We start from the raw sequence: 25365 nt of genomic DNA on the forward strand, positions 1-25365 counted from the left end.
CTCAGGAATGGCCGGGCAGGCCGATCCGCTTCGCCGTGGCGGTCATCGCCTCGCGCAGCGCCTCGGCGGGGAAGGGCATGATGCGGTAGGTGATCTCGGCATCGGCGATGCGCTTGCCGCCGGACAGGATCCGCGCCTCCGCCACCGCGAAGCCGGACCCGTCATGCGTGCGCTTCGCCTCCACCACCAGGGGCGAGCCCGGGCCGACGAAGCCGCGGAACTTGGCTTCCTTGACGGTGGAGAGGAAGGGCATGCGCTGCATGCCCTCCAGCGCCAGGATCAGCCAGCCGCCGGCCTGGGCCATCGTCTCCACCAGCAGCACGCCGGGCACGATGGGGTAGCCGGGGAAGTGGCCCTCGAAGACCGGGCTGGCTTCCGGGACGTGGCTTTCCACCGTGATCGATTCGGGGCCGAGCGACACCACCCGGTCCACCATCTGGAAGTATTCGAGGCGCATGGCGTCCTGTCCGCGGGCCGGGCCCGGAGTTCAGGCCTTGGCCTGCTTGGCCGCGACCAGTTCCTCGATCCGCAGCGCCAGGTTGCCCATGACGAAGTACTGCTCGGCCGGCGCGGTGCCGGCGTTCACTTCCTGCGTCCAGGCCTCCACCGGCACCTTGATGCCGAAGGCCTTGTCGATGGCGAAGACGATGTCGAGGAAGTCCAGGCTGTCGATGCCGAGGTCGTTGATGACATGCGCCTCCGGCGTGATGGAGTCGCGGGCGACCTCGCTGTTCTCCGCGATGATGTCCGCGATGCGGTCGAACACGGGGGAAGTCATGGGGCGTGCTCCGGGGGCGGCCAGGGGTCGCCGAGGGGGGATGTCAGGGGTTTGGGCGCGGTTTGGCGCGATCCGGCCGGCTTGTCCAGCATCGGCGGCCGGCGGCGCCAGCGTGCCGGCCGGCAGGCTCAGCAAAAACAGCGGCTTGCGCCGATGCGCCCGCGCAATGCCCGCGGTTGCGTTACATCTCGTAGCGGTTCGGCGGCACCGGCAGGCCCAGATGGTCCCGCAGCGTCGTGCCGGCATATTCCGTCCGGAACAGGCCCCGCCGCTGCAATTCCGGCACCACCTGGGCGACGAAGCGCTCCAGCGGCGCGGGGTAGTAGGGGGAGAGCAGGGTGAAGCCATCGCAGGCCCCCGCCTTCACCCATTGCTCCATCGTGTCGGCGATCGTCGCCGGCGTGCCCACCAGCAGGTGGTGGCCGAGTGAGGTGGCGAGGTACCGCGCCACCTGGATGATCGACAGGTTCTCCCGCTTAGCCTTCTCCACTAGGTGGCGCTGCCGCGCCTGGGCGGCGTTGGAGAGCGGCAGCGGCGGCAGGGGCGCATCCGGCGGGTAGGCGAAGATGTCGAGGTCCCCGCAGAGACGGGCCAGCAGGCGCATGGAATTCTCATCCGCCAGCAGGCCCTGCAACTCGCGGTAGCGCGCCTGCGCTTCCTCCTCCGTCGCCCCGATGATGGTCATGAGGCCGGGCATGATCTTCACATGGTCCGGGTTCCGCCCGTGCTTCGCCGCCCGCGCCTTGAGGTCCGCGTAGAAGGCCTGCGCCTCCCCGAGGTCAGACTGGGCCGTGAAGACCAGGTCGGCCGTGCGGGCGGCGAGTTCCATGCCGGGGCCGGAGGAGCCCGCCTGGGTCACGATCGGCCGCCCCTGAGGGCAGCGCGCGATGTTCAGCGGCCCGCGGACGGCGAAATGCTTGCCGCGGTGGTTCTGCAGGTGGACCTTGGCGGTGTCCACATAGATGCCGCTGTCCTTGTCCCGGATCAGCGCGCCATCGCCGAAGCTGTCCCACAGCGCGGCCATGACGTCGAAGAACTCCTCCGCGCGCTCATAGCGCTCCGCATGCGCCATGTGGTGGTCGGCGCCGAAATTGCCGGCCTCGTCCTCGATCTGGGAGGTGACGAGGTTCCACCCCGCCCGGCCGTTGCTGATGTGGTCGATGGAGGCGAAGCGGCGGGCGAGGTTGTAGGGCTCGTTGTAGGTCGTCGTCGCGGTCGCGATCAGCCCGATGCGCTGGGTGACGATGGCGAGGGCGGAGAGCAGCGTCGTGGGCTCCAGGTAGGCGGTGCGGCCCTGCCGCGGGCGATAGGGCCCGGCGCCGTCGAGGGACGCGCTGCCATTCACCGCCACCGTGTCCTGGAAGAACACCGCATCGAGCTTCCCGCTCTCCGCGACCTGCGCGATGTGGGCATACTGCCGAAAGTCCATGTCGCATTCGGGCACGGCTTCCGGGTGGCGCCAGCCGGCGGAATGGCTGCCCGGCGTGAACATGAAGGCGGCGAGGTGCATCATGGCTTTCAATCCCGTCGCAGCAGCAAGGCGCCGCTGGGCAGTGCCTCCGCCGTCCAGCCGGGCGGCAGCAGGGTGGTGGCATCGAGCTGGGTGATGATGGCGGGGCCGGCGATGCGGTCGCCGGCGCCGAGCGCGGCGCGGTCATGGAGCGCGGCATCCGCCGTGCCGCCAGGCAGGTGGACGGGATGCGTGCCGATCGGCGCGGCGCCGCGCCCGGGCGGCAGGGCCTGGGCGGCGGGGGGCGGCAGGCTGCCGACGGCTTCCAGCCGCAGCGTCACGATCTCCGCTCGGCCCTCCGGCAGGTCGAAGCCGTAGAGCGCGCGGTGCGCCGCGGCAAAATCGAAAGCGGCGTGGTCGAGGCCGCGCCAGGGAACCGGAAGCTCCGCCCCCTGGCCGGCATAGCGCATCAGCGCGACGGGCGTGGTAGCGCGAGCGTCGGGCGGGATCGCCTCCTCCTCGAACCAGGCGATGGCTTCCTGCGCCAGCGTCTTGAAGGTGGCGTCCAGGGCGGCGGCATCCTCGGCCTGCCTGGGCAGGACGGAGCGGCTGAACTCCGCCCGCATGTCGGCATGCAGCAAGCCCTGCGCGCAGAGCACGCCGGGGGAGGGCGGCACCAGCACGCGCGAAATGCCGAGCATCGCGGCCAGCGCGCAGCCGTGCAGCGGCCCCGCGCCGCCGAAGGGCACGAGCGTGAAGTCGCGCGGATCATGCCCACGCTCGACGGAAACGACGCGCAGCGCGCCGACCATGTTGGAATCGACGACGGCCAGGATGCCGCGCGCCGCCTCGTGCAGCGGCAGGCCCAGCGGCTCAGCGACGCCCTTGCGCACGGCGTCCTCCGCCGCCGCCACATCCAGCGTCATCCGCCCGCCGAGTAGCGAGGGCGGGAGATGGCCGAGCACGACATGCGCATCCGTCACGGTGGCGAGGGTGCCGCCCCGGCCATAGCAGGCCGGGCCGGGTTGCGCGCCCGCACTCTCCGGCCCCACGGCCAGTGCGCCGTCCCGCGTGACGCGCGCGATGGAGCCGCCGCCGGCGCCGATCGTCACCATGTCCAGCATCGGCAGGGGCAGCGGCCAGTCGCCGACGGCGCCGCGCTGCGTCAGCGCGATGGTGCCGTCCTTCATCAGGCAGATATCGGCGCTGGTGCCGCCGATATCGACGGTGAGGATGTTCGGGATCCCCGCTGCCGCCGCCACCGCCCGTGCGCCGACCACGCCCGCGGCAGGGCCCGACAGCGCGGTCACGGCCGGCGCACGGCGGATGGAGGCCGCGCCGGCCACGCCGCCATTCGACTTCATCAGCAGCAGTGGCGCCGCGATGCCGTCCTCCGCGATGCGCCGCTCCAGCCTTTCGACATAGGTGGAGACGGCCGGCATGACCTGCGCATTGAGGATGGCGGCAAGGGAGCGTTCGTATTCGCGCACCACCGGCAGCACATCGACGGAAGCGGTGATCGCGACACCGGGCAGGGCTTCGCGCAGCATCGCCGCCACGCGGCGTTCATGCGCGGCATTGGTGAAGGCGTGCAGCAGGCAGATGGCGATGGCGGTGACGCCGGATTCGCGGCAGGCCTCCGTGGCGCGCGTCACGCTGGCCTCATCCAGTGGCACCAGCACGCTGCCATCGGCAACGATGCGCTCCGTCACCTCGAAGACGCGCGACGGTGGCACGGGGCGCTTCGGCTTCACCCAGGCATGCAGGTTGGCGCGGCGCGGGATGTCCTGCCGCCCGATCTCCAGCACGTGGCGGAAGCCCGCGGTGGTGATGAGGGCGGTGCGCGCGCCCTTGCCTTCCAGGATCAGGTTCGTCGCGATGGTCGTGCCGTGCAGCACGCGCCCGATGCGCCCGGCCTCCTCCCGCGCCGTCTCCAGCGCCAGGCGCACACCGGCCTGGAAGGCCTCCGACGGATCATGCGGAGTCGAGGGCGTCTTCGCCGTCCAGGCGCGGCCCGTGGCGGCATCCTGCAGGGTCACGTCGGTGAAGGTGCCGCCGATATCGACCGCGACCGAGAGCGGGTCAGTCGAGGGCATCGGCATAGCTCCCGCGATGGAAGGCGCGCGTGGCGGGGCGAGAGGCGCGCAGAGTTGCGGTCGCGGCTTCATCGATGGCGCGGCCGGCGATGACGACGCCGTAGTCGGCCCGGGCGGAAGCGGCGCTGACCAGGCCGCCCAGCACATCCTCCAGCACCGCCTCCGCCGGCCGGTCGAAGGGATGGCCGCGGCCGCCGCCGCCGCCCGTCTCGATCCGCAGGATGTCGCCGCGCACCACGCGGTTGCCGTCGGAGAGCGGCTTCAGCACGCGTTCATTCGGCAGGCCGGGGTTCAGCACCACGCGGCCCGGGCGGCCGGACTGCCCGCCGGCGGCGCCCCAGGGCGGGTTCTCGACACCGTCGAGCCGAACGGCGAGAATCGATTCCTCCGCCATCACCTCATATTCGCGCACGATCCCGCATCCCCCGCGGAAGCGCCCAGGCCCGCCGCTGTCGATGTTGAGGCCGTATTCGCGGAGCCGGACAGGATACTCGGTCTCCAGGAACTCGACCGGGTAGTTCTCCTGCGCCACGAAATAGACGCCATCGATCCCATCCGCGAAGCCGCGCGCGCCATAGCCGACGCCGAGGCCGTCGCTCATGAGAAAATGCTTTCCGCCGATGGTGCCACGCAGCAGCATGATGACATAGGCGGCATGGGCGGCGGGGGCTTCGCCACCGGCGACGGAGACGAGGCCGTTCAGCGCCGCCAGCATGCGCATCATGGTCAGGCCGCGCATGCCGAGCGCCGCGGGAAAGCGGGGCTGCAGCAGCGAGCCTTCGCGCAGGATCACCTCATCCAGCGATCGCGGCCCGCCGGCATTCACGACCTGCGTCGGATCGCCGCCGAGGAAATAGAGGCCGAGCGCCATGCCCGGCACATCGGGGTTCATCAGGAAGTTCACCGGGCCGGCCGACTGGTCATCCGTCTCCGACGCATCGAGCACGAAGCGGTCTTCCGGCGTGCGCGTCAGCGCGAAGCGGAGCCGGAGCGCGCCGCTGCCATGGCCATCGCCGTCGATGCGATCGGTGAAGCGATGCGTGCCGACCGGGAAGGTTTCCATCAATCGCCCGCGCACCGTATCCCGCGTGCGGGCCAGCAGCTGCGCCAGCGCATCGGCCAGCACATCGGCGCCGAAATTCGCCGCGATCTCCCTCATGCGCGCGACGCCCAGCTCCACGCTCGCCATCAGCGCGCGGGTGTCGCCCTGGGCGGTGCGGGGATAGCGGGAGTTGCGATAGAAGATGGAGAGCGCGGCCTGGTTCACCACGCCGTCGCGGATCAGCAGCGTCGGCGGGATGATGACGCCCTCGTGGAAGATCTCCGTCGCATCGGGGCTGATGGAGCCGGGGCGGAGCCCGCCGATATCGGCGAAATGCGCCCAGCCCATGACGAAGGCGACTCGCTGGCCATCCACGAAGACCGGCGCCAGGAAGACCTGGTCGTTGGAATGGCTGACGGCGCCGCGCGATCCGTAGCAGTCATTGTACCAATAGAGGTCGCCGTCCCGGATCGTCCCGATCGGAAAGTCGCGGAAGACGGGGCCGCAGATGTCGCCGAAGACGGGGACGTTGGAGCCCACCGCCATGACGCCATCGGCATCGAAGAGGGCGGTGTAGAAATCCTTCTTCTCCCGGATGAAGGCGGACATGGCGGTGCGCTCGATCAGCGCCTCCATCTCCGCCTGCGCGGCGCGGATGGCGCCGCGGATGATCTCGAGCGTGACGGGGTTGCAGGGGCGTGGCGTGGTCATGGTCCTCACACCAAATGGCAGGCGGCCATGCGGCCGGGCGCGATGCTGCGCGGCGCCGGCGCTTCCTCCGCGCAGCGGGGCATGGCGAGGGGGCAGCGGTCGCGGAAGGCGCAGCCGCTGGGCTGGTTCACCTGGTCCGGCAGCCCGCCCTGGATGGGCAGCGCGCCGCGATCCTGGTCCACGCGCGGCACCGGCACGGCGGCAACCAGCGCGCGGGTGTAGGGATGCGCGGGGGCGGCGATGATCTCCGCCGTCGGGCCGGATTCCACCACGCGGCCGAGATACATCACCGCCACCTCCTCGCAGACATAGCGGATCAGGGCGAGGTCGTGGCTGATGTAGATGGCGGCCAGCTGCAATTCGTCCCGCGCGCGGCGCAGCACGTTCAGCACGCCGGCGCGGACGGAGACGTCGAGCATCGAGACCGGCTCATCCGCGATGATGGCGCGGGGATGCGCGACGAGGGCGCGGGCCAGCACCACGCGCTGCAACTGCCCGCCGGAGAGTTCATGCGGATGGCGGTCGAGATAGGCCTCGGCGGGGTCGAGCCGGACGCGCGCCATGGCTTCGCGGATGCGGGCATCCTGCTGGTCCGGCGGGATGCCGAAGTTGCGCAAGGGCTCCGTCAGCGTGCGGCGGATGGTGAAGCGGGGGTTCAGCGCGTCGAAGGGGTTCTGGAACACCAGCTGCACGCTGGACCGGAAGGGCAGCAGCGCCTTGCCGCGCAGCGCCGTCACATCCTGGCCGTCGAACAGCACACTGCCGCTGGTCACTTCCTCCAGCCGCAACAGCAGCCGCGCCGTGGTCGTCTTGCCGCAGCCGCTTTCGCCGACGATGCCGAGCGCGCGGCCCGCGCCGACGCCGAGCGTGACGCCATTGACGGCGCGCACCATCGGCCGGTGGCCTCGCAGCAGGTCGGAGAGGCGGCGGGAGGCCGGGAAGGCCTTCGTCAGGTCGTTCGCGGCGATGACGGGCGTCATGCGACGACACCCGCCCAGGTCTCGGCGCGCGCGGCTTGCGGGCGCAGTGCGGCCGCCTCCGCGCTGCGCCAGCAGGCGGCGTGATGGTCGGGCGCGTCCTCGACCAGGGGCGGGTCCTCGGCACAGCGCGCCACCGCGAAGGGGCAGCGGGCGGCGAAGCGGCAGCCCTTGGGCGGGTTGAGCAGGGAGGGGGGAGAACCCTCGATCGGGACGAGTTCGCCGCCCGCGCGTTCTAGGTCCGGAAAGGCGTTCATCAGGCCCATTGTGTAGGGGTGCAGCGGCGCCTCCAGCACGGCTCGGACGGGCCCGGATTCGACCACGCGGCCGGCATACATCACCACGACGCGGTCGCAGGCATAGGCAACGACGGCGACATCATGCGTCACCAGGATCATCGCGAGCCCCAGACGCGCCTGAAGCTCCTTCATCACGTCCAGCACCTGGCGCTGCACGATGACGTCGAGCGCCGTCACCGGTTCATCCGCGATCATCAGCGCGGGATCGAGGGCCAGCGCCAGCGCGATGGAGGCGCGCTGGCGCATGCCGCCGGAGAACTGGTGCGGCCAGTCGCGCAGCCGCTTGGGGTCGAGGCCGACGAGGGTGAACAGCGCCTCCGCCCGCGACGCCGCCGCGGCGCGCGACAGCCCGCCTCGTTCCGTCAGCACTTCCATCAGCTGCGCGCCGACGCGCTGCACCGGGTCCAGCGCATTCATCGCGGTCTGCGGCACGAAGGAGAGGCGGCGCCAGAGCAGTTCCTTCCGTGCCTTGTCGGGCAGCGTCACCAGGTCCTGGCCCTCGAACACCGCCGATCCCGCGGCGATGCGGGCGCTGCGCGGCATCACGCCCATCAGCGCGCGGCCGAGCGTCGACTTGCCGCAGCCGCTTTCGCCGACGAGGCCCACGATGGAGCCCGCCGGCACGTCGAAGCTCGCGCCATCCACGGCGCGCACCGGGCCGGCCGCGGTGGCGTAGTGGACGGCGAGGTCGCGGACGGTGAGGAGGCTCGCCATCAATCCCCCAGCTTCGGAAAGAGCAGCTTCTCCGACCCCCGGCTGACGAGGAAGCCGGCGAGGACGAGGGCCACGATGCAGAGGCCTGGCGGGATGAACCAGTTCCAGGCCTCCCGCGACAGGGCCTGGTTGGCGAAGGCGTCCTGCAGCATCAGGCCCCAGGAGATGGCAGCGGGATCGCCGAAGCCGAGGAAGGAGGCCGAGGCCTCCGTCAGGATCGCCCAGCCCACCGCGATCGATCCGTAGAGTGCCGCGAGCGGCGCCACCTGCGGCGCGATGTGGACGAAGATGATGCGCATGGGCGAACAGCCCGTGACGCGCGCGGCCTCCACCCATCCCCGCTCCCGCAGCGAGAGGACCTGGGACCGGATGACGCGGGCCGTGTTGGGCCAGAGCATCAGCGCAACGGAGGCAACGAGCGTGACGGTACCGGGCCGGGTCAGCGCCGAGATGACGAGGACGAACGGAAGGAAGGGCAGGCCCAGCACGATGTCGGAGAGCCGCATGATGATGCGGTCCACCCAGCCGCCGAGATAGCCGGCCAGCAGCCCCATCAGCGAGCCCAGGAACACCACGCAGAAGGCGGCGGTGACGCCGACCGTCAGCGCGGATCGCGTGCCATGGACGAGCTGGGAGAAGATGTCCCGCCCGCCCGCCGTGGTGCCGAGGTAATGCGTGGCCGAGGGCGGCAAATAGCGCGCCACGCGGTAGGCGCCGCTGAACAGGATCTGCCGCGGATCATGCGTCGCGATCTGGTCGGCAAAGATCGCGAGCACCAGGAACAGCAGGTAGATGCTGATTCCCACCAGCGCGAAGGGCTGGCTGCGCAGGAAGCCGAGGGTTGCTCTAGCGGCGCGCACCGACGGACACCCTCGGATCGAGCCAGGCATAGAGCAGGTCGGCCACCATGTTCATCGTCACCAGCACCGCCGCGATCAGGATGAAGGCGCCCTGCGCCAGCGGATAGTCGGCACCCTGCACGGCGGAGACCAGCACGCGGCCGAGCCCGGGCCAGGAGAAGACCGTCTCGATCACGACATTCCCGCCGAAGGAACTGCCGAGGCCGAGCGCAAAGGCCGTCGCCACCGGCAGCAGCGCATTGCGCGCGGCGTGGCGCATGACGATCGCCCAGCGGGAGAGGCCCTTCATGCGCGCCATGACGATGAACTCGTCATTCAGCACTTCCAGCATGGTGGCGCGCATCAGCAGCAGCGGCAGCCCTTGCAGGTAGAGCGCCAGGGTCAGCGCCGGCAGCACGAGGTGCCAGAGGAAATCGGCGGAGGTCAGCCGCGCCCATTCGGAGGTGAATTCCGACCCGGCCTCATTCGCGCCGCTTGACGGAAAGATGCCCCAGGCGAAGGAGAGCCAGGCCAGCAAGATCATGCCGAGCCAGAATTCCGGCGCGGCGCGGGTGATCAGCGCGGCGGGGATGGCGATGCCCTCCGTCACGCTGCCGCGGGCAAAGGCGAGGAAGGCGCCGGCGATGATGCCGAAGGCATAGGCGATGACCAGCGCCGTCACCGTCAGCGCCACCGTGTTCGGCAGCGCATCCAGCAGGATGTCCAGCACCGGCTTTTTCTGCAGGAAGGAGACGCCGAGGTCGCCCCGCAGCAGGCTGCCGAGGTAGAGCACGTATTGCTCCGGCAGCGGGCGATCGAGCCCGAAGGAGGTCAGCAGGGCCGCGCGCATCTCCTCGCTGAAGGATTCCGAGAGGAAGTTCAGCGTGGGATCGCCCGGCATCAGCCGGAACATGACGAAGGTCAGGGACGCCACCGCCCAGAGGACGAAGATGGCGTGCCCCAGCCGCCCGAGGACGCGCTTCATTGATAGGGCGTCGTCGTTTCCCGTACGCCGCTGGGATAGTGCAGCCGGTTGCCGACCATGCGGTAGCCCGCTTCCTGCAGCAGCCGCCGCGCGCCCTCCAGATTGCCGCCGGGCACGCGGCCCTCGATCCCGCGGTCGTGCCAGGCGGCGAGCGCTGGGGAGACCATGGAGTTGGCGGGCACTGCCTGGCCGTTCCAGGCGGCGCCGGCCATCATCTCCCGATTCACCGCTGCAGAGAGCGCGCGGCGGAAGGCGGCATCGTTGAAGGGGGGGCGGCGGAGGTTCATGCCGACGAACTGGAAGCCGATATCGACCTCCTCCCGCACCGCGATCATGTTCGGCAGCTGACGCGCCATGGTCTTCACCAGGTCGGGGTCGCCAAAATAATCGGCGAGCACGTTGATCTCGCCACGGCGCAGCGCGCCGAGCGTCGCTTCCGTGTTGAGGATGATGCGCATGATCCAGCGATCGGCCTTGGGCCGCGCCCAGTGGTTCGGGTTCGCCTCCAGCACCACTTCCTCATTCACGCGGGAGCGCACGAAGCGGTAGGGGCCGGAGCCGACGGGCCGTTCCTCGACGAAGGATTCCAGGTTCTGCGGCCGGTTCAGGTAGTCCTGCACCACCGGCGCCCAGATGCGCTTGGAGACGATGTTGAGCTTGGCCAGCACGGCGATGCGGAAGGCGGCGTCGGGGCGCTTCAGCACGAAGCGCACGGTGCGGGCATCGGTGGCGGTGACGGAGGCGATGTTCTGTACGAAGGGCTTGTACATCGGCGATTCGTCGCCCATGCCCGGCACCTCGTAGGAGAAGACGACATCCTCCGTCGTCACCGGCGTGCCGTCATGATGCGTCATGCCCTGGCGGATGACGCAATCGATGGTGAGCGGATCCACCTGCGTCACGCGCTCCGCCGCCCAGGGCTGCGGCAGGCCATCGGGGCCGACGCGCATCAGGCGATCCCAGACCAGGTCCGTCACCCAACTGTCCGGCGCGCCGCTGACATAGAAGGGGTTGGTCGCCTTCACCGGTTCCGTGGAGTTGACAATGATGTCGCGCTGGCGGCCGGTGGGCTGCAGGCTGATCCAGTTCCAGAAGTTGCGGATGCCGAGGCCGGCCTGGTTCACCGCGCTGCCTTCCGCGAAGACCTGCTTGTTGAAGGCCTGCAGATTCACGGGGTGGACCAGGAAGGCATAGGGCTGGTCGCGGTTCACGACCTCCTGCACCTCCCGCACGATGGCGGCGCGGCGGGCCTGGTCCATCTCGCTCCGCTGCGCCTCGGCCAGGCGGTCGTAGTCGGGGTTGCTGTAGCCGACGAAATTGTAGCCCGTCGCGATGTTGGCGGAGTGCAGGAGGTTGTAGACCATCTCATCGGGGTCGCCGCGTTCCGGCCGGCCGACCATCTGCCACATGGTGAAGTCCCAGCGCTGGCGTTCGTACCAGACCACCTGGCTCATCTGCTGGTTGGGCAGGGGGCGCAGCTCCACCTGCAGGCCGAGCTTGCGCCATTCCTGGGCGATCAGCTCCGCCGCCTGATAGGCCGCCGGCGCCGCGGCCTGGGGTCGGGTGAGCAGCACCAGGGGGCGGATGGGATCGCCGGGCGCGCCCTGCGCCAAAGCGGGCAGGCGCGGCAGGGCGGTCAGCGCGGTGGCGGCGAGCAGGACGGAGCGGCGGTTCATGGGCGGCATCCTCTGGCGTCGCGGGGAGTGCAGCACATTCCGTGCCGCGTCGGCCATGGGGTATCCGCGGCGATTTTCACATCGGTCGTGCCGATCACTGCCTTGCCGCCCCGTCATCACGCGCGGGCACGGCTTGCGCGCCCCGCCGCGCGGTGCTGCCATCGGCGGAGCAGGAGGCCGCACCATGCCGATCACCGCCGACGAACAGGGTTTCCTCGATGCCGTCACGCTCGATGCGCCCTGGGACCTGGTTACGACCTTCGCGGGCATGCATCGCTGGAAGCCCGATGACGTGAACAAGGCGGCCGCGGTCATCGTGGATCGCCTGCGCCGCCACGGCATCCCGGTGGAGGTGCACCAGCCGGAGATCTGCCTCTCGATTCCGCATGATGCCTCCGTCACGGCCAATGGCGTGCGCTACCGCGCCAAGCCGCCCTCCTCCGCCCTGCACGTGCCGGAGGGACGGACGGCGAAGCTGGTCAAGCTGAAGGCGAACCCCAAGGCGCTGCGATCCTACAGCCGCGATATCGGGCTGCTCTTCGGCGGATCGATCGGATCGGTGGAGGAGGTGCGCCGGAAGATCGGCGGCTGCATCGTGGTGATGGAGGGTTTCGGCAATCCGGCGCTGACCAGCCTGATCGAGGAATGGGGCGGCGTCGGGCTGATTGCCGTGAACCCCGGCATCGACATCCATTGGGGCACCTGCACCACCATCTGGGGCAGCCCGGACCTGCACGATCTGCCGCGCAAGCCGAAGATCCCCGTCGTGGCGGTCAACAACCCCGATGGCCAGGCGCTGATGGCGCTGGCGGAGGCGGGCGGGGAGGCGACGATCCGCACGGTGATGGAGGAGGGCTGGTTTCCGCAATCCATCCCCGTCGTCACCATTCCCGGCACGGAAGACCAGCAGAAGTTCGTCCTGCTGCACGGCCATTACGACAGCTGGGAAGTGGGCGTCGGCGACAATGCCACGGGCGATGCGACCATGCTGGAGATCGCGCGCGTGCTCTGGGCGAAGCGCGGATCGCTGAAGCGCAGCGTGAGGATCGCCTGGTGGCCGGGGCATTCCACCGGTCGCTATGCGGGCTCCACCTGGTTCACCGATGCCTTCGCGCAGGACCTCGATGAGAACTGCCTGGCGCAGATCAATTGCGACAGCCCGGGCTGCCGCTGGGCGACCTCCTACCACCAGACCCGCGCCTTCACGGAAAGCGCCGCGCTGGCCGCGGGCGCGATCCGCGACGTGGTGCCGGATGCCGACATCAAATGCATCCGTCCGCCCCAGGCCGGCGACTACTCCTTCAACAATATCGGCCTGCCCAGCTTCTTCATGCTGTCCAGCACGATGCCGGAGGCGCTGCGGCGGGAGAAGAACTACTACGACGTCTCCGGCTGCGGGGCGAACATCGCCTGGCATACGGAGAACGACACGCTGGAGATCGCGGATCGCGACATCCTGCTGGTGGACATGAAGATCTACCTGCTGTCGGTGCTGCGCATCGCGAATGCCGAGGTGCTGCCCTTCGACTGGTCCGCGACCTGCGACGAGTTCGATGCGACCATCGCGCAGTATGAGGGTGCCTCGAAGGGCATGGCGGACCTTTCGCCCGCGAAGGCGGCAGTGGCGGGGCTGCGGGAGGCGCTGGCCGGGCTGGGTGGCGCGCCGATCGCGGCGCGCAACGCGGCGGTGCAGGACCTGTCGCGCATCCTCGTGCCCATCAACTACACGCGGGAGGCGCGCTTCGCGCATGACCCCGCCTATACGGTGCCGCCGCTGCCGACGCTGGCCGTGGCGGCGGAGCTGCCGGCGCTGGATGCCGCGCTGGCGAAGCCCGCCATGGTGGAGCTGATGCGCGGCCAGAACCGCTTCGTGGCCGCGCTGCGGGCCGCCACGCGCCGCGTGCACCAGGCGACCGGCGCATGAACCGCGAGGCCGCCATCGCCGCTGCGCGGGCGATGTTCGAGGATGGCAGCTTCCTGGCGATCCTGGAGCGCCGCATCGCCTGCCCGACCGCGAGCCAGGAGCCCGGTGCCGGCCCGCATCTGCTGCGCTACCTCGAGCAGGAGATGGCGCCGGACCTAACGCGCATCGGCTTCACCTGCACGGTGCATCCGAACCCCACGGGCAAGGGCGGCCCCTTCATGATCGCGCGCCGCGTGGAGGACGCTGGGCTGCCGACGCTGCTGACCTATGGTCATGGCGACACGGTCCAGGGCCTCGACAAGGAATGGCATGAGGGGCTGTCGCCCTGGACCATCACGCAGCGCGGCGACCGGCTCTATGGCCGCGGCATCGTGGACAACAAGGGCCAGCACAGCGCGAACCTCGCCGCGCTGGAGGCCGTGCTGAACACGCGCGGGAAGCTGGGCTTCAACGTGACCTTGCTGCTGGAGATGAGCGAGGAGGTGGGATCGCCCGGCATCGACGAATTCGCCCGCGCGCATCGCGATGAACTCAAGGCCGATGTGCTGATTGCCTCCGACGGGCCGCGGCTGGTGCCGGATGTGCCGGCGCTGGTGCTGGGCACGCGCGGCGCGCTCGCGCTCGACCTGCGCGTGAAGTACCGCGACGGCGGGCATCATTCCGGGAACTGGGGCGGGCTGCTCGCCAATCCCGGCATCCGCCTCGCGCATGCCATCGCCAGCATCATCGACCGCGACGGCAAGGTGCTGGTGCGGGACCTGGTGCCGGAGCGCATCCCGAACAGCGTGCGCGCCGCGCTCGCCTCCTGCCGCGTCGATGGCGGGGCGGATGGGCCGGAGATCAATCACTGGTGGGGCGAACCCGGCCTGACGGCGGCGGAGAAGGTCTTTGGCTGGAACACCTTCGAGGTGCTGGCCTTCGAATGCGGCCACCCAAGGGCGCCGGTCAACGCCGTGCCGCCGGAGGCCTTCGCCCGCTGCCAGATCCGCTACACCGTGGACCGCCATCCCTCCACCTTCATCCCCGCCATCCGCAAGCACCTGGCGGAAGCCGGCTTCGACGACGTGACGGTGGAAGCGGTGAAGCAGGGCGCGGAATGGGCGGCCACGCGCATGGACCCGGATGGCCCCTGGCCGCAGATGGTCGCGGCATCCGTGCGGGAGACCACGGGCAAGCAGCCGATGATCGTGCCGAATGCCGGCGGGTCGCTGCCGAACGACACCTTCGCGGTCACGCTGGGGCTGCCGACGGTCTACCTGCCGCATTCCTACACCGGCTGCTCGCAGCACGCGCCGAACGAACACGCGCTGCGGCCGCTGATGCGGGAGGGCATGGAGATCATGGCCGGGCTGTTCTGGGACCTCGGCGAACAGCCCTGGCCAGCGTGAGCCCTATGCCGCGGGGGGCATGGTGCTGAAGCCGGGATCGGCGGGGAAGGGGGGCTCGACGCCGTCCGGCAGCGGGATGCGGTGTGCGTTCAGCGCGATGCAGACCATGGTGTAGAAGCCGATCATCGCCGTCAGCTCCACCACGCCCCTTTCGCCCCAGCGCGCCGTGATGGCGGCGTGGCTCGCATCATCCGGCGCGCCGTTCACCTGGATCTGGCGGGCGTATTCGTAGACCTCCCGCTCCGCGTCATCCTGGAAGACGGGCGGCGCGCCGATGCGGATCGCCTCCACCACCGCGGGGTCGATGCCGGCCTTGATGGCGGCGGCACCGTGGAAGTGGAATTCCAGCTGGCTGTTCCAGCGCCGCCCCGCGACGATGATGGCGAGTTCCAGCAGCGGCTTCGGGATCACGGTCCGCAGCCGCAGCATGTCGCCGAGCTGCCACCAGGCCTCCGCCAGTTCGGGGCTGTGGATGTTGGCGCGCTGTGGGCCGACCATGCTGCCGGTGCCGCTGCCCAGGATCCGGTCGCGCAGGCTGCGCTGCGCCTCGTTCATCGCCTCGGGCTCCGGCAGCGTCAGGCGCGGGGTCATGCGGATGTTTCCTTGCTTCTTGCCGCCGGATTCAACACCGGATCGGCGCTGCTGGAAATCCGTGCAGGACAGCGCGACTGCGCGCCGGTATCGTCGCGACCGGATGGAGGAACGCACCATGCCCGATGGACAGGACGGCTTCGTGCCGCTGACGCAGGTCCAGATCGACCAGCGCGTCTTCGACCTCTACGACGAATACTGCCATGGGCGGATGGACCGGCGGTCCTTCCTCATGGCCTCGGCGGCGGTGACGGCGGGTGGGCTGTTGATGGCGCAGTCGCTGCTGCCCCGCTACGCGCAGGCGCAGACCATCTCCTTCACCGATCCGCGCATCAAGGCCACCTACGTCACCTACCCTTCGCCCGGCGGCAATTCAGGGACGATGCGCGGCTACCTGGTGCAACCCACAGGCACCGGGCCCTTCCCGACCGTGCTGGTCATCCACGAGAATCGAGGCCTCAACCCCTATATCGAGGATGTGGCGCGGCGCGCGGCGGCGGAGGGATTCCTCGCGCTCGCCCCCGATGGCCTGTTCCCCGCCGGCGGCTATCCCGGCAATGATGATGACGGCCGCGCGCTGCAGGCGGGGCTGGACCAGGCGAAGCTGCGGCAGGACATGCTGAACAGCGCGCGCTTCCTGAAGGCGCATGCGGCGTCGTCGGGGAAGCTCGGCGTCACCGGCTTCTGCTGGGGCGGCGGCACCACGAACTGGCTGGCGGCGACGATGGGGGCGGAGATGCAGGCGGGCGCGCCCTTCTACGGCGCCGCGCAGCCGGCGGAGGCCGTGGCGCGCATCAAGGCGCCGCTGCTGATCCACTACGCGGAGAACGACGCCAACATCAACAACCAGTGGCCCGCCTTCGAGGCCGCGCTGAAGGCGAATGCCGTGCCGCATGAGGCCCACATCTATCCGGGCACGCAGCACGGCTTCCACAACAACTCCACGCCCCGATACCAGGAAGCCGCCGCGAAGCTCGCCTGGGACCGGACGGTGGCCTGGTTCAGGCGCCACCTGGCCTGAGGTGTCGCGTCACGCAGCAAGCCGCGTGACGCCGCCACCGATCGCCGCCAGTGCCTGGTCGATGCGCGCCAGGCTGGCGGCGGACTGGCCGAAGATCACCGCCACTGCGCCATCCTCGATGCGCACGATGCGGGCCGGGATCGCCGCCGAGCCGCCCGGCAGCGTGATCTCCACTTCCGTGCCGGGCGCCGCGGCGAGGCCGGCGCCGGCCAGCCCGGTACTGGCGAGGCGCGCGCCGCCGCGGGAGATGTCGATCACGGACGCCTCCACGCCGCTGGCCTCACCCGGCAGCGTGATGCGGGCGCGGGCGCCATGTCCCTCGATGCGTTCCCATTGCCGGCGATCCGCGCCATCGGCGCTGCGCATGCCCGCAAGGAAATCATCCACCTCCGTCCGCAGGGTGGCGGAGACCTCGAACATCGCCTCCGACGCATCGCGCACGCGCGACCCGGCGGCGATGGCATCCGCGGCCAGGGCGGAGACCTCTCCCATCTGGCGGGTCGTGTCGTTGGTGCCCTGCGCCGTCATCGTCACCTGGCGCGCGATCTCGCGCGTCGCGCTGCCCTGCTGTTCAGCGGCGGCGGCGATGGCGACGGCGATGTCGTTGATGCGGTCGATGCCGCCGGCCATGTCCGCCACCGCGGCCACGGCGGTACCGGTCGCTGCCTGCATGGCGGCGATCTGGGCGCCGATGCGGTCCGTGGCGGCCGCGGTCTGCGCGGCCAGGGCCTTCACCTCGCTCGCCACCACGGCGAAGCCCTTGCCGGCCTCCCCGGCGCGCGCCGCCTCGATCGTCGCATTCAGCGCGAGAAGGTTCGTCTGCCCCGCGATGCCGCTGATCAGGCGGACGATGTCGCCGATCTCCCCGGCCGCGGTGGACAGGCCCTTCACCGTCTCATCGGTGGCGCGGGCGCGGGCCACCGCGTCCTCGGCGGCCGAGGCCGCTTCCGAGATACGGCGCGCGATCTCGCTGGCGGTCGCGGTCAGTTCCTCCGTTGCGGCGGCGACGGCGTTGAGGTTGGTGGAACTGCGCGTGGCCTGGGTCACGGTCTCCGCCGCGCCGTCGCGGGTGCGCGTCGCGGCATCCGCCACCTGGCCCGCGACCGCCTGCATGTCGCTGGCGGCGGAGGAGAGGGAGTGCAGCACGGCGGAGATGGTGCCGCCGAAATCCTGCGTATGGCGTTCGATCGCCTGCGCGCGACGATCCCGCGCCTGCTGTTCCGCAAGCGCGGCCTTCTGCAGGTTGCGGTTCTCCAGCCCCTGGGCCCGGAAGGCGTCGAGCGCCCGGGCGAGGTCGCCGACCTCGTCCCGCCGCTCCGCACCCGGCGCGGCGACGGCCAGGTTGCCATCCGCCATGGCGATGGTCGCCTCCGTCACGGCGCGCAGCGGGCGCACGATGCCGCGCGCCACCAGCGTGGCGAGCAGCATGAGGATGATGGCGGCGGTGCCTTCCTCCATCGCCATCTGCAGCATGGCGGCCCGCGTCTCCGCTGCCAGGTCATCGACATAGACGCCGGAGCCGATCACCCAGCCCCAGGGCGCGAAGCCCGCGACGAAGGAGAATTTCTCGACCGCCGGATCACCATCCGCGGCCCCCGGCCGGGGCCAGTGGTAGCGCACCATGCCCGATCCCTGGCGCCGCACCGTATCGACGAAGGCGGTGAAGAGCGCGAGGCCCGTCGGGTCGCGGAAGCCAGAGAGGTCCTGCCCCTCCAGCGCCGGGCGGAAGGGGTGCATGACCATGCGGGGGGTCATGTCGTTGATCCAGACATACTCCTCGCCGCGGTAGCGGATGGCGCGCATCGCCTCCATGGCGCGGCCCTGGGCCGTGGCGCGGTCCATGCGCCCGGCCCGTTCCTCCGCCTCGAACCGCCGGGCGATGGAAAGCGCGCTGTCCACCACGGATTGCAGCAGCGCGATGCGGTCGCGTTCCAGCACATCGGCAACGAGGCGCGTGCCGGAGATGCCGACCAGCAGCAGCGCCACCAGGGCCAGGGCGGTGATGATGTGGATGCGCAGGGCGATGCGAAGGCGTGTCATGGAACCCCTGGGGAGCGGTTTCGAGCACTGGAAAACAAAGTATCGAACGTGCTGTTAACCACCGTCGCGATGCGTCGTGGATCTGACCCGCGCGCGGCAGGAGGCTCCCGATAAGAATTCGGCAATTCCGCTGAGGCAGAGTTTGCCGGGTCTGCTGCCCTACCGGCTCCGCCCACGCCTGCCGCGCCCTACGGAGTCCCGATGCCGCCCGCACCCTTGCCGCCCGATGAGGCGAAGCGCCTCCTGGCGCTCCGATCCTACGAGATCCTGGACACGGAGGCCGAGGAGGCCTTCGACCGGATCGTCACGCTGGCTGCCGACCTGACGGGCAATCCCATCGCGCTGGTCTCGCTGGTGGATGAGGCGCGGCAGTGGTTCAAGGCCGGTGTGGGCCTGCCGGTGCGGGAGACGCATCGCGACCACGCCTTCTGCGCCCATGCCATCCTGTCGCCGCGCGAGGCGATGGTCGTCACGGATGCCGTGCAGGACCCTCGTCTGTGCGACAATCCGCTCGTCACGGGCGAACCCGGGCTGCGGTCCTATCTCGGCGTGCCGCTGGTGGATTCGGATGGCTTCGCGCTGGGCACGCTCTGCGTCCTCGACACGGTGGCGAAGGCGCCGGGTGACGGGGCGGTGGCGTTGCTGCGCACCCTGGCGCAGGCGGTGGTCGCCAACCTCGAACTGCACCGCGCGCTGCGCCGGTCCGAAGCCATGGCCCTGACCGATGAGGTGACGGGCCTGCCCAACCGGCGCGGCATCGCCGCCACGCTCGGCCGCGCGATGCAGGAACGGCAGGCCGTGACCGTGATCGTCATCGACCTCGACCACTTCAAGGAGGCGAATGACTCCGCCGGCCACGCCGCCGGCGATGCCGTGCTGCGGGAAGTGGCGCAGCGGCTGCGGCAGGGCGTGCGGGGCGGCGATGTGGTGGGCCGCATCGGCGGCGACGAATTCGCCGTGCTGCTGATGGGCCTTGCGGATCGTGCCGCGGCGACGGAGGCCGTGCGGCGGCTGAGCGCCGTGCTGCACAAGCCCGTGGCGCATGCCGGCATGAGCCTGCGGCTCGGCGCCACCATCGGCGCGGCGATGGCCCCCGCCGATGCGGATGGCGCGGAGGCTGCGCTGCGCCTGGCCGATGAGGCGATGGTCCAGGCCAAGCGGCTGGGCCGCGGCGGCATCGGCTGGGCATGCCGCGCGGATGCGGAACGGGTCCATCGGGTCACCGCCATCATCCGCGCCTTCGATGCCGATCTCGGCGGCGCCACGGTGCTGTCCGGCGCCACCGTGCACCTGCAACCGATCCTGCGGCTGGATGGCACGCAGGCCACGGTGGCGGTGGAAGCGCTGGCCCGCTGGGCCGATCCGGAACTCGGCGCCGTGCCGCCGGCGCAACTCTTCCCCGCCATCGGCCCGGCCCGCGCCGCGCGGCTGGGGGAGGTGGTGCGCGACCAGGCGCTGGCGGCGATGGCGGTGCTGCGCGGCAGCGGCCTCACCGGCGCACGCCTCGCCATCAACCTTTCCGCGGCCGAGGTCGCGCGCGCCGACATCGTCGAGCACATCGTGGCGCAGGTGGAGCGCGGAGGCCTCGGCCTCGATGCGATCGAGGTCGAGATCACGGAGGAAGTGCTGCTGGATCGCGTCAGCAACCGCACGCTGGACCAGCTGGCGGCGCTGCGCGGCCGGGGGGCGAAGCTGGCGCTGGATGATTTCGGCACCGGCCATTCGGGCCTGGCGCAGCTGCTGCGCCTGCCGCTGGATGCGGTGAAGCTGGACAAGCGCTTCGTGCAGAAGCTCGGCACCGATCGCCGGGCGGAGGAGATCATCCGCGCCACCGTCTCCCTCGCCCATGGCCTCGGCATGGTGGTGGTGGCGGAGGGGGTGGAGACGGCGCAGCAGGCCGCCATGGCGACCGCCCTGGGCTGCGACCGCGCGCAGGGATACTTCTTCGCGGCTCCGATGGACCGCCAGGCGCTGTCCGCCTGGCTGATGGACCGCCAGCCCGATGCGCCCGGGGCGCCCGTGCCGCTGCGGCCGCGGGGACAGCGGGCGGCGGGGTGATCGCCCGCCGCCCCTGACGGATCAGCCCTTCGCGGCCAGCTTGTCCTGCGTCCTGGTGTCGAAGTCGCTGGCGTCGTGGCGTTCATGCAGCTGGCTGGAGGGTTCGCCCTGCACCCGGTTCACCATGCGGCCGCGCCGCACCGCCGGGCGTTCCAGCAGCTGGTCCGCCCAGCGCTGCACATGCTTGTAGCTGGCCACGTCCAGGAACTCCGCCGCGCCATAGAGCCACCCCTTCGCCAGCCCGCCATACCAGGGGAAGATGGCCATGTCGGCGATGGTGTAGTCAGGGCCTGCGATGTACTCGGATTCCGCCAGGCGGCGGTCCAGCACATCCAGCTGCCGCTTCGTCTCCATGGAGAAGCGGTCGATCGGATACTGCATCTTGCTCGGCGCATAGGCGTAGAAATGGCCGAAGCCGCCGCCGAGATAGGGCGCGCTGCCCATCTGCCAGAACAGCCAGGACAGGGTCTCGGCGCGCGCCGCACCGCCCGGTGGCAGGAAGGCGCCGAACTTCTCCGCGAGGTAGGTCAGGATCGCGCCTGATTCGAAGACGCGCACCGGCGTCGGACCGCTGCGGTCCATCAGCGCGGGAATCTTGGAGTTCGGGTTCACGGCCACGAAGCCGCTGCCGAACTGGTCACCCTCCCCGATCTTGATCAGCCAGGCATCGTATTCGGCGCCGCCATGGCCCGCGGCCAGCAGCTCCTCCAGCATGATCGTCACCTTCACGCCGTTCGGCGTGCCGAGCGAATAGAGCTGCAGCGGGTGCTTTCCGACCGGCAGTTCCTTGTCATGCGTCGGTCCGGCGATCGGCCGGTTGATGTTGGCGAAGCGGCCGCCATTGGCCTTGTCCCAGGTCCAGACCTTGGGGGGCGTGTACTCGTCGCTCATGCAGGAAACTCCCTATCCTTGCCCCCCATGTGAGGCCTTGCCGCGCCCAGCGGAAGGGGCATGTCAGCCATCGCTTCGCGTGGTCGCGCCGTGCCGTTATGCAGCATCATCGCCTCCCGCCCTCGCCTCAAGGATCACGCGTCATGCGATCCGTCCTCCCCTTCTTCTCCAGCGGCACGCGCCGCTTCGACAGCCTCTCGCCGCGGGAGATCCTCTCCCTCGCCATCGGGGCGGAGGAGGAGGACAGCGCCATCTACGCGCTCTATGCCAGCCGGCTGCGGGACGAATATCCGGCCTCGGCCGCGGTGTTCGAGGCGATGGCGGCGGAGGAGAACGAGCATCGCCGCCTTCTGATCGACCTCTACCGCGCGCGTTTCGGCGACCTGATCCTGCCCATCCGGCGGGAACACATCGCCGATTTCTACGTCCGCAAGCCGGTCTGGCTGGTCGAGAATCTCGGCCTGGACCGGATCCGGGAGGAGGTGCGCGCGATGGAGCAGCAGGCGCTCGCCTTCTATCGCGCCGCCGCCGCCCGCACGACGGATGCCGAGGTCCGCAAGCTGCTGGGCGACCTGGCGGCGGCGGAGGCGGTGCATGACGAGGACGCGGCCAGGCTCTCCGCCGATCTGCTGGGCGGCGACGCGGCGGAGAAGGAAGACGCGACTGCCAAGCGGCAATTCGTGCTGACCTGGGTGCAGCCGGGCCTGGCGGGGCTGATGGATGGCTCCGTCTCCACCCTGGCGCCGATCTTCGCCACCGCCTTCGCCACGCAGAACCCCTGGACCACCTTCCTGGTCGGCCTCTCCGCCTCGCTCGGCGCCGGCATCTCCATGGGCTTCACCGAAGCGGCGCATGACGATGGCAAGCTGTCCGGCCGCGGCGCGCCCTGGAAGCGGGGCATCGCCTCCGGCGTCATGACGGCGATCGGCGGGCTCGGCCATGCGTTGCCCTACCTGATCCCGCATTTCTGGACCGCGACGGCCATCGCGCTCGCCGTGGTGTTCCTCGAACTCTGGGCCATCGTCTGGATCCAGCACCGCTACATGGAGACGCCGATCGGACGCGCCATGTTCCAGATCCTGCTGGGCGGCGGCCTGGTGCTGGCGGCGGGTATCCTGATCGGGGGCGCGTGACCGTCATGCTTGGCGCCAACCGGGGCCTCTGCTAACTCGAAGTCCTGCCGTCACCGGCCTTGCGGGCGTGGCGAAATGGTAGACGCGACGGACTCAAAATCCGTTTCTGGCGACAGAGTGTCGGTTCGAGCCCGACCGCCCGCACCACCCCCTTTGTTCCTGCAGCCTGGACGCCGGCGCCGATCAAGGCGCCATGCGCTCGCGGTTTCGTGTGGACGGGGTCAAGTTTTCGTGTATTGTAGGCAAAGAGCGGTGCAGCTGAGGGCGCCGCCCCCCCTGAAACCGGCTTCGAGATCGGGCCTCCGTCCCATGAAGAACGCCTTTGCCACCCGCATCCGCCCCGCGAGCGCGGCCCTCGCCATTGCCATCATCTGGCTGTTGATCGTTCAGTTCGTCGCTGTTCTGGCCTGGGATGCGGAGTTGCTGACGCGCAAGGCCGCACTGCTGCACTGGCTGTTCGTGGGCGTGCTGCCGCCGGCGCTCGCCCTGTGGCAGACAAAGCTTCCCGAAGCCGCCTGAGGCGCTGCCGCCACCTCCTCACAACGCCGTGGGGGGTAGCAAACCGGATAGGTTCTGCGGGGTTGCCCCACCGCAATGGACCTTCCCCCGACCGCGCCCGAACCCATGGCGCTCTTCCTCGATTTCGATGGCACGCTGGTGGATATCGCCGAGCGACCCGAAGCCATCGATGTGCCGCCGGGTCTGCCGGCGCTTCTCATGCGGCTTTCAGCGCGGCTGGATGGCGCGCTGGCCGTCGTCTCCGGCCGGCCGATCCCACAGCTGGATGAGCATCTGCCGGTGCCGATCGCCAAGGTAGGCGACCATGGCGGGTCGCTCCGCGTCGATCCCGCAGGGCCGGTGGAGGGCCCACCGCTGGCCAGCCCCCCGGCCTCCTGGCTCGCCCGTGCCCGGCTGCTGGCGGATACCTTTCCCGGTGCCTTCATCGAGGTGAAGGACCACGGCTTCGTCCTCCACTACCGCCAGGCGCCGGAGGCAGCGGGCATGGCCCAGGGCCTTCTGGAAGCGATGGTCGCGGAGGCGCCCGACCATTTCACCCTGATGCCCGCCCGCATGGCATGGGAGGTGACGCCGCGCGCCGTATCGAAGGGCACGGCCGTGGCCGCGCTGCTGGCGCGCGCGCCCTTCGCGGGCCGGGTGCCGGTGTTCATCGGCGACGACGTGACGGATGAGGCCGGGATGGCCGCGGCGCGCGCCGCGGGCGGGCTCGGGCTGCGGTTGCAGGACAGTTTCGGCACGCCATCGGCCCTTCGCGCCTGGCTCGCCGCCTTGGCGGAGCCGAGTGACACCCCATGAGTCGTCTCGTCATCGTTGCCAACCGGGTGCCCGACCCGAAGGAGCAGGGCGCCGTCGCGGGCGGCCTCGCCGTGGCGCTGAAGGATGCGCTGGCGAAGCGGGACGCCATGTGGTTCGGCTGGTCCGGCAAGACGGCGCCGGAGACGGCCACCACGCCGGTGGAAGCGCGCGTCGGCCAGACCGCCTATGCGCGGCTCGATCTCGGCCAGGACGACTACCGCCACTACTACCAGGGTTTCTCGAATGCCGCCTTGTGGCCGGTGCTGCATTACCGGCTGGGCGTGGCGCGGTTCGACCGGCTCGACTGGATCGGCTACCAGCGCGTCAATGCCGCCTTCGCCGCGGCGCTGGCGCCGCTGCTGCGGCCGGACGACACCATCTGGATCCACGACTTCCACCTGTTCCTGATGGCGAAGGAGTTGCGCGCGCTGGGCTGCAAGCAGCGCATCGGCTTCTTCCTGCACGTGCCCTTCCCGCCGCGTGCCGTCTTCACCGGCCTGCCGCATGCGCATGACGTGCTGGCGGCGATGGATGCGATCGATGCGATCGGCATGCAGACGGAAGACGATGCCGAGAACCTGCGCGGCGCGCTGATCTCCCACGGCCATGCGGGGGCCGCGATGCGCGTCGGCGCCTTCCCCATCGGCATCGATGCCACGGGCTTCGCCAACCTCGCCTCGCGCCAGGCGACGCAGAAGGAGGTGACGCGCCTGCGTGATTCGCTGGCGGGACGGTCGCTCGCCATCGGCGTCGATCGCCTGGACTACACCAAGGGCCTGCCACAGCGCATCGCGGGCTTCGGCGCGCTGCTCAGCCGCTTCCCGAAGCACCGCGGCAAGATCACCTTCCTCCAGGTGGCGCCGGTCAGCCGCGGCGACGTGGCGCAATACCGCGCGCTGCGACGCGAACTCGATGAGAGCGTGGGCCGCATCAACGGCCAGATGGCGGAGCCCGACTGGGCGCCGATCCGCTACATCACCCGCGCGGTGGCGCGGCCGACGCTGGCGGGCTTCATGCGCATGGCGCGGATCGGCATCGTGACGCCGCTGCGCGACGGCATGAACCTGGTCGCCAAGGAATTCGTGGCGGCGCAGGATGCGGATGATCCCGGTGTCCTCGTCCTCTCCCGCTTCGCCGGCGCGGCGCAGGAGATGGAAGGCGCGCTGCTGGTCAACCCGCTCGATCCCGATGACATCGCGGAGGCGCTGGACGTCGCGATGGACATGCCGGCGGATGAGCGGCTGGATCGCTGGGCGCGCATGGCCGCGATCGTGCGCGCCAATACCGCCGCTGTCTGGTGCCGCCGCTTCCTCGCGGCGCTGGAAGGTGTCGAAGACGTGGCGGAAGCGGGGCGCGCCGGTGGCGCGCGCGTGAAGCGTCCGCGCAAGGCCAAGGCGGGGTGAGGGGCGGCGGGGGCGAAAGCCCCGCCGCCGCCCTG

Annotated in this window: 21 protein-coding genes and 1 tRNA gene; 9 read left to right on the forward strand and 13 right to left on the reverse strand. The window is 70.3% G+C overall.

Annotation, left to right across the window (positions count from 1 at the left end):
- Position 1: 1 nt before the first annotated feature.
- The 10 genes from G3576_RS25000 to G3576_RS25045 form a co-directional block, all read right to left on the reverse strand.
- Complete coding sequence (locus tag G3576_RS25000; RefSeq protein ID WP_164697212.1) at positions 2–457, reverse strand: 3-hydroxyacyl-ACP dehydratase FabZ family protein; 456 nt, start codon at positions 455–457, stop codon at positions 2–4.
- 30 nt (positions 458–487) lie between these two features.
- Complete coding sequence (locus tag G3576_RS25005; RefSeq protein ID WP_164697213.1) at positions 488–778, reverse strand: acyl carrier protein; 291 nt, start codon at positions 776–778, stop codon at positions 488–490.
- Between the two features lie 181 nt (positions 779–959).
- Positions 960–2291: an LLM class flavin-dependent oxidoreductase gene (locus G3576_RS25010; RefSeq protein WP_164697214.1), complete on the reverse strand. Its 1332-nt coding sequence runs from the start codon at positions 2289–2291 to the stop codon at positions 960–962.
- Positions 2292–2296: 5 nt separating this feature from the next.
- On the reverse strand, positions 2297–4324 hold the full coding sequence (locus G3576_RS25015; protein ID WP_164697215.1) for a hydantoinase/oxoprolinase family protein: 2028 nt from the start codon (positions 4322–4324) through the stop codon (positions 2297–2299).
- The gene (locus G3576_RS25020; protein ID WP_164697216.1) at positions 4311–6077 is read right to left on the reverse strand and encodes a hydantoinase B/oxoprolinase family protein; all 1767 of its coding nucleotides are present in this window, start codon (positions 6075–6077) and stop codon (positions 4311–4313) included. The genes G3576_RS25015 and G3576_RS25020 overlap by 14 nt, the downstream gene beginning before the upstream one ends.
- Before the next feature lie 5 nt (positions 6078–6082).
- Positions 6083–7057, reverse strand: coding sequence for an ABC transporter ATP-binding protein (locus G3576_RS25025; RefSeq protein WP_164697217.1), 975 nt, complete (start codon positions 7055–7057; stop codon positions 6083–6085).
- Positions 7054–8067: an ABC transporter ATP-binding protein gene (locus G3576_RS25030; RefSeq protein WP_164697218.1), complete on the reverse strand. Its 1014-nt coding sequence runs from the start codon at positions 8065–8067 to the stop codon at positions 7054–7056. Before G3576_RS25030 ends, G3576_RS25025 begins: the two co-directional genes overlap by 4 nt.
- Positions 8067–8927 (reverse strand): ABC transporter permease, encoded by an 861-nt coding sequence (locus G3576_RS32655; RefSeq protein WP_207623033.1) that lies wholly within the window; start codon positions 8925–8927, stop codon positions 8067–8069. The genes G3576_RS25030 and G3576_RS32655 overlap by 1 nt, the downstream gene beginning before the upstream one ends.
- Complete coding sequence (locus G3576_RS25040; protein ID WP_164697220.1) at positions 8914–9891, reverse strand: ABC transporter permease; 978 nt, start codon at positions 9889–9891, stop codon at positions 8914–8916. The genes G3576_RS32655 and G3576_RS25040 overlap by 14 nt, the downstream gene beginning before the upstream one ends.
- On the reverse strand, positions 9888–11567 hold the full coding sequence (locus G3576_RS25045) for an ABC transporter substrate-binding protein (RefSeq protein ID WP_164697221.1): 1680 nt from the start codon (positions 11565–11567) through the stop codon (positions 9888–9890). Before G3576_RS25045 ends, G3576_RS25040 begins: the two co-directional genes overlap by 4 nt.
- Before the next feature lie 184 nt (positions 11568–11751).
- On the opposite strand from G3576_RS25045, the gene G3576_RS25050 reads away from it, so the two are divergent.
- A complete protein-coding gene (locus G3576_RS25050) occupies positions 11752–13491 on the forward strand; it encodes a M28 family metallopeptidase (protein ID WP_164697222.1) in 1740 nt (579 codons plus the stop codon).
- On the forward strand, positions 13488–14879 hold the full coding sequence (locus G3576_RS25055; protein ID WP_164697223.1) for a M20 family metallopeptidase: 1392 nt from the start codon (positions 13488–13490) through the stop codon (positions 14877–14879). Before G3576_RS25050 ends, G3576_RS25055 begins: the two co-directional genes overlap by 4 nt.
- A 3-nt stretch (positions 14880–14882) precedes the next feature.
- Here G3576_RS25055 and G3576_RS25060 read toward each other — a convergent pair whose 3' ends face one another.
- Positions 14883–15470, reverse strand: coding sequence for a carboxymuconolactone decarboxylase family protein (locus tag G3576_RS25060; protein ID WP_164697224.1), 588 nt, complete (start codon positions 15468–15470; stop codon positions 14883–14885).
- Positions 15471–15588: 118 nt separating this feature from the next.
- On the opposite strand from G3576_RS25060, the gene G3576_RS25065 reads away from it, so the two are divergent.
- The gene (locus tag G3576_RS25065) at positions 15589–16491 is read left to right on the forward strand and encodes a dienelactone hydrolase family protein (RefSeq protein WP_164697225.1); all 903 of its coding nucleotides are present in this window, start codon (positions 15589–15591) and stop codon (positions 16489–16491) included.
- Positions 16492–16500: 9 nt separating this feature from the next.
- Here G3576_RS25065 and G3576_RS25070 read toward each other — a convergent pair whose 3' ends face one another.
- Positions 16501–18531, reverse strand: coding sequence for a cache domain-containing protein (locus G3576_RS25070; RefSeq protein ID WP_164697226.1), 2031 nt, complete (start codon positions 18529–18531; stop codon positions 16501–16503).
- A gap of 201 nt (positions 18532–18732) precedes the next feature.
- On the opposite strand from G3576_RS25070, the gene G3576_RS25075 reads away from it, so the two are divergent.
- The gene (locus G3576_RS25075) at positions 18733–20589 is read left to right on the forward strand and encodes a putative bifunctional diguanylate cyclase/phosphodiesterase (RefSeq protein WP_164697227.1); all 1857 of its coding nucleotides are present in this window, start codon (positions 18733–18735) and stop codon (positions 20587–20589) included.
- A gap of 21 nt (positions 20590–20610) precedes the next feature.
- Here the strand turns inward: G3576_RS25075 and yghU are convergent, their stop codons facing one another.
- A complete protein-coding gene (gene yghU, locus G3576_RS25080) occupies positions 20611–21480 on the reverse strand; it encodes a glutathione-dependent disulfide-bond oxidoreductase (RefSeq protein WP_164697228.1) in 870 nt (289 codons plus the stop codon).
- 143 nt (positions 21481–21623) lie between these two features.
- Between yghU and mbfA the strand changes: the two genes are divergently transcribed.
- The 5 genes from mbfA to G3576_RS25105 all read left to right on the forward strand — a co-directional run bounded on the left by mbfA (position 21624) and on the right by G3576_RS25105 (position 25330).
- Positions 21624–22613, forward strand: a complete 990-nt coding sequence (gene mbfA, locus G3576_RS25085; protein ID WP_164697229.1) for an iron exporter MbfA — start codon at positions 21624–21626, stop codon at positions 22611–22613.
- Between the two features lie 61 nt (positions 22614–22674).
- Positions 22675–22760, forward strand: a tRNA-Leu gene (locus G3576_RS25090).
- A 162-nt stretch (positions 22761–22922) separates the two neighbouring features.
- On the forward strand, positions 22923–23132 hold the full coding sequence (locus G3576_RS25095; RefSeq protein ID WP_164697230.1) for a hypothetical protein: 210 nt from the start codon (positions 22923–22925) through the stop codon (positions 23130–23132).
- A gap of 75 nt (positions 23133–23207) precedes the next feature.
- Positions 23208–23927: a trehalose-phosphatase gene (gene otsB / locus G3576_RS25100; protein WP_164697231.1), complete on the forward strand. Its 720-nt coding sequence runs from the start codon at positions 23208–23210 to the stop codon at positions 23925–23927.
- Positions 23924–25330, forward strand: coding sequence for an alpha,alpha-trehalose-phosphate synthase (UDP-forming) (locus tag G3576_RS25105; RefSeq protein ID WP_164697232.1), 1407 nt, complete (start codon positions 23924–23926; stop codon positions 25328–25330). The genes otsB and G3576_RS25105 overlap by 4 nt, the downstream gene beginning before the upstream one ends.
- Positions 25331–25365 lie beyond the last annotated feature (35 nt).

The organism is Falsiroseomonas algicola (assembly GCF_011040385.1).
GTDB classification, from domain to species: Bacteria; Pseudomonadota; Alphaproteobacteria; order Acetobacterales; family Acetobacteraceae; genus Falsiroseomonas; species Falsiroseomonas algicola.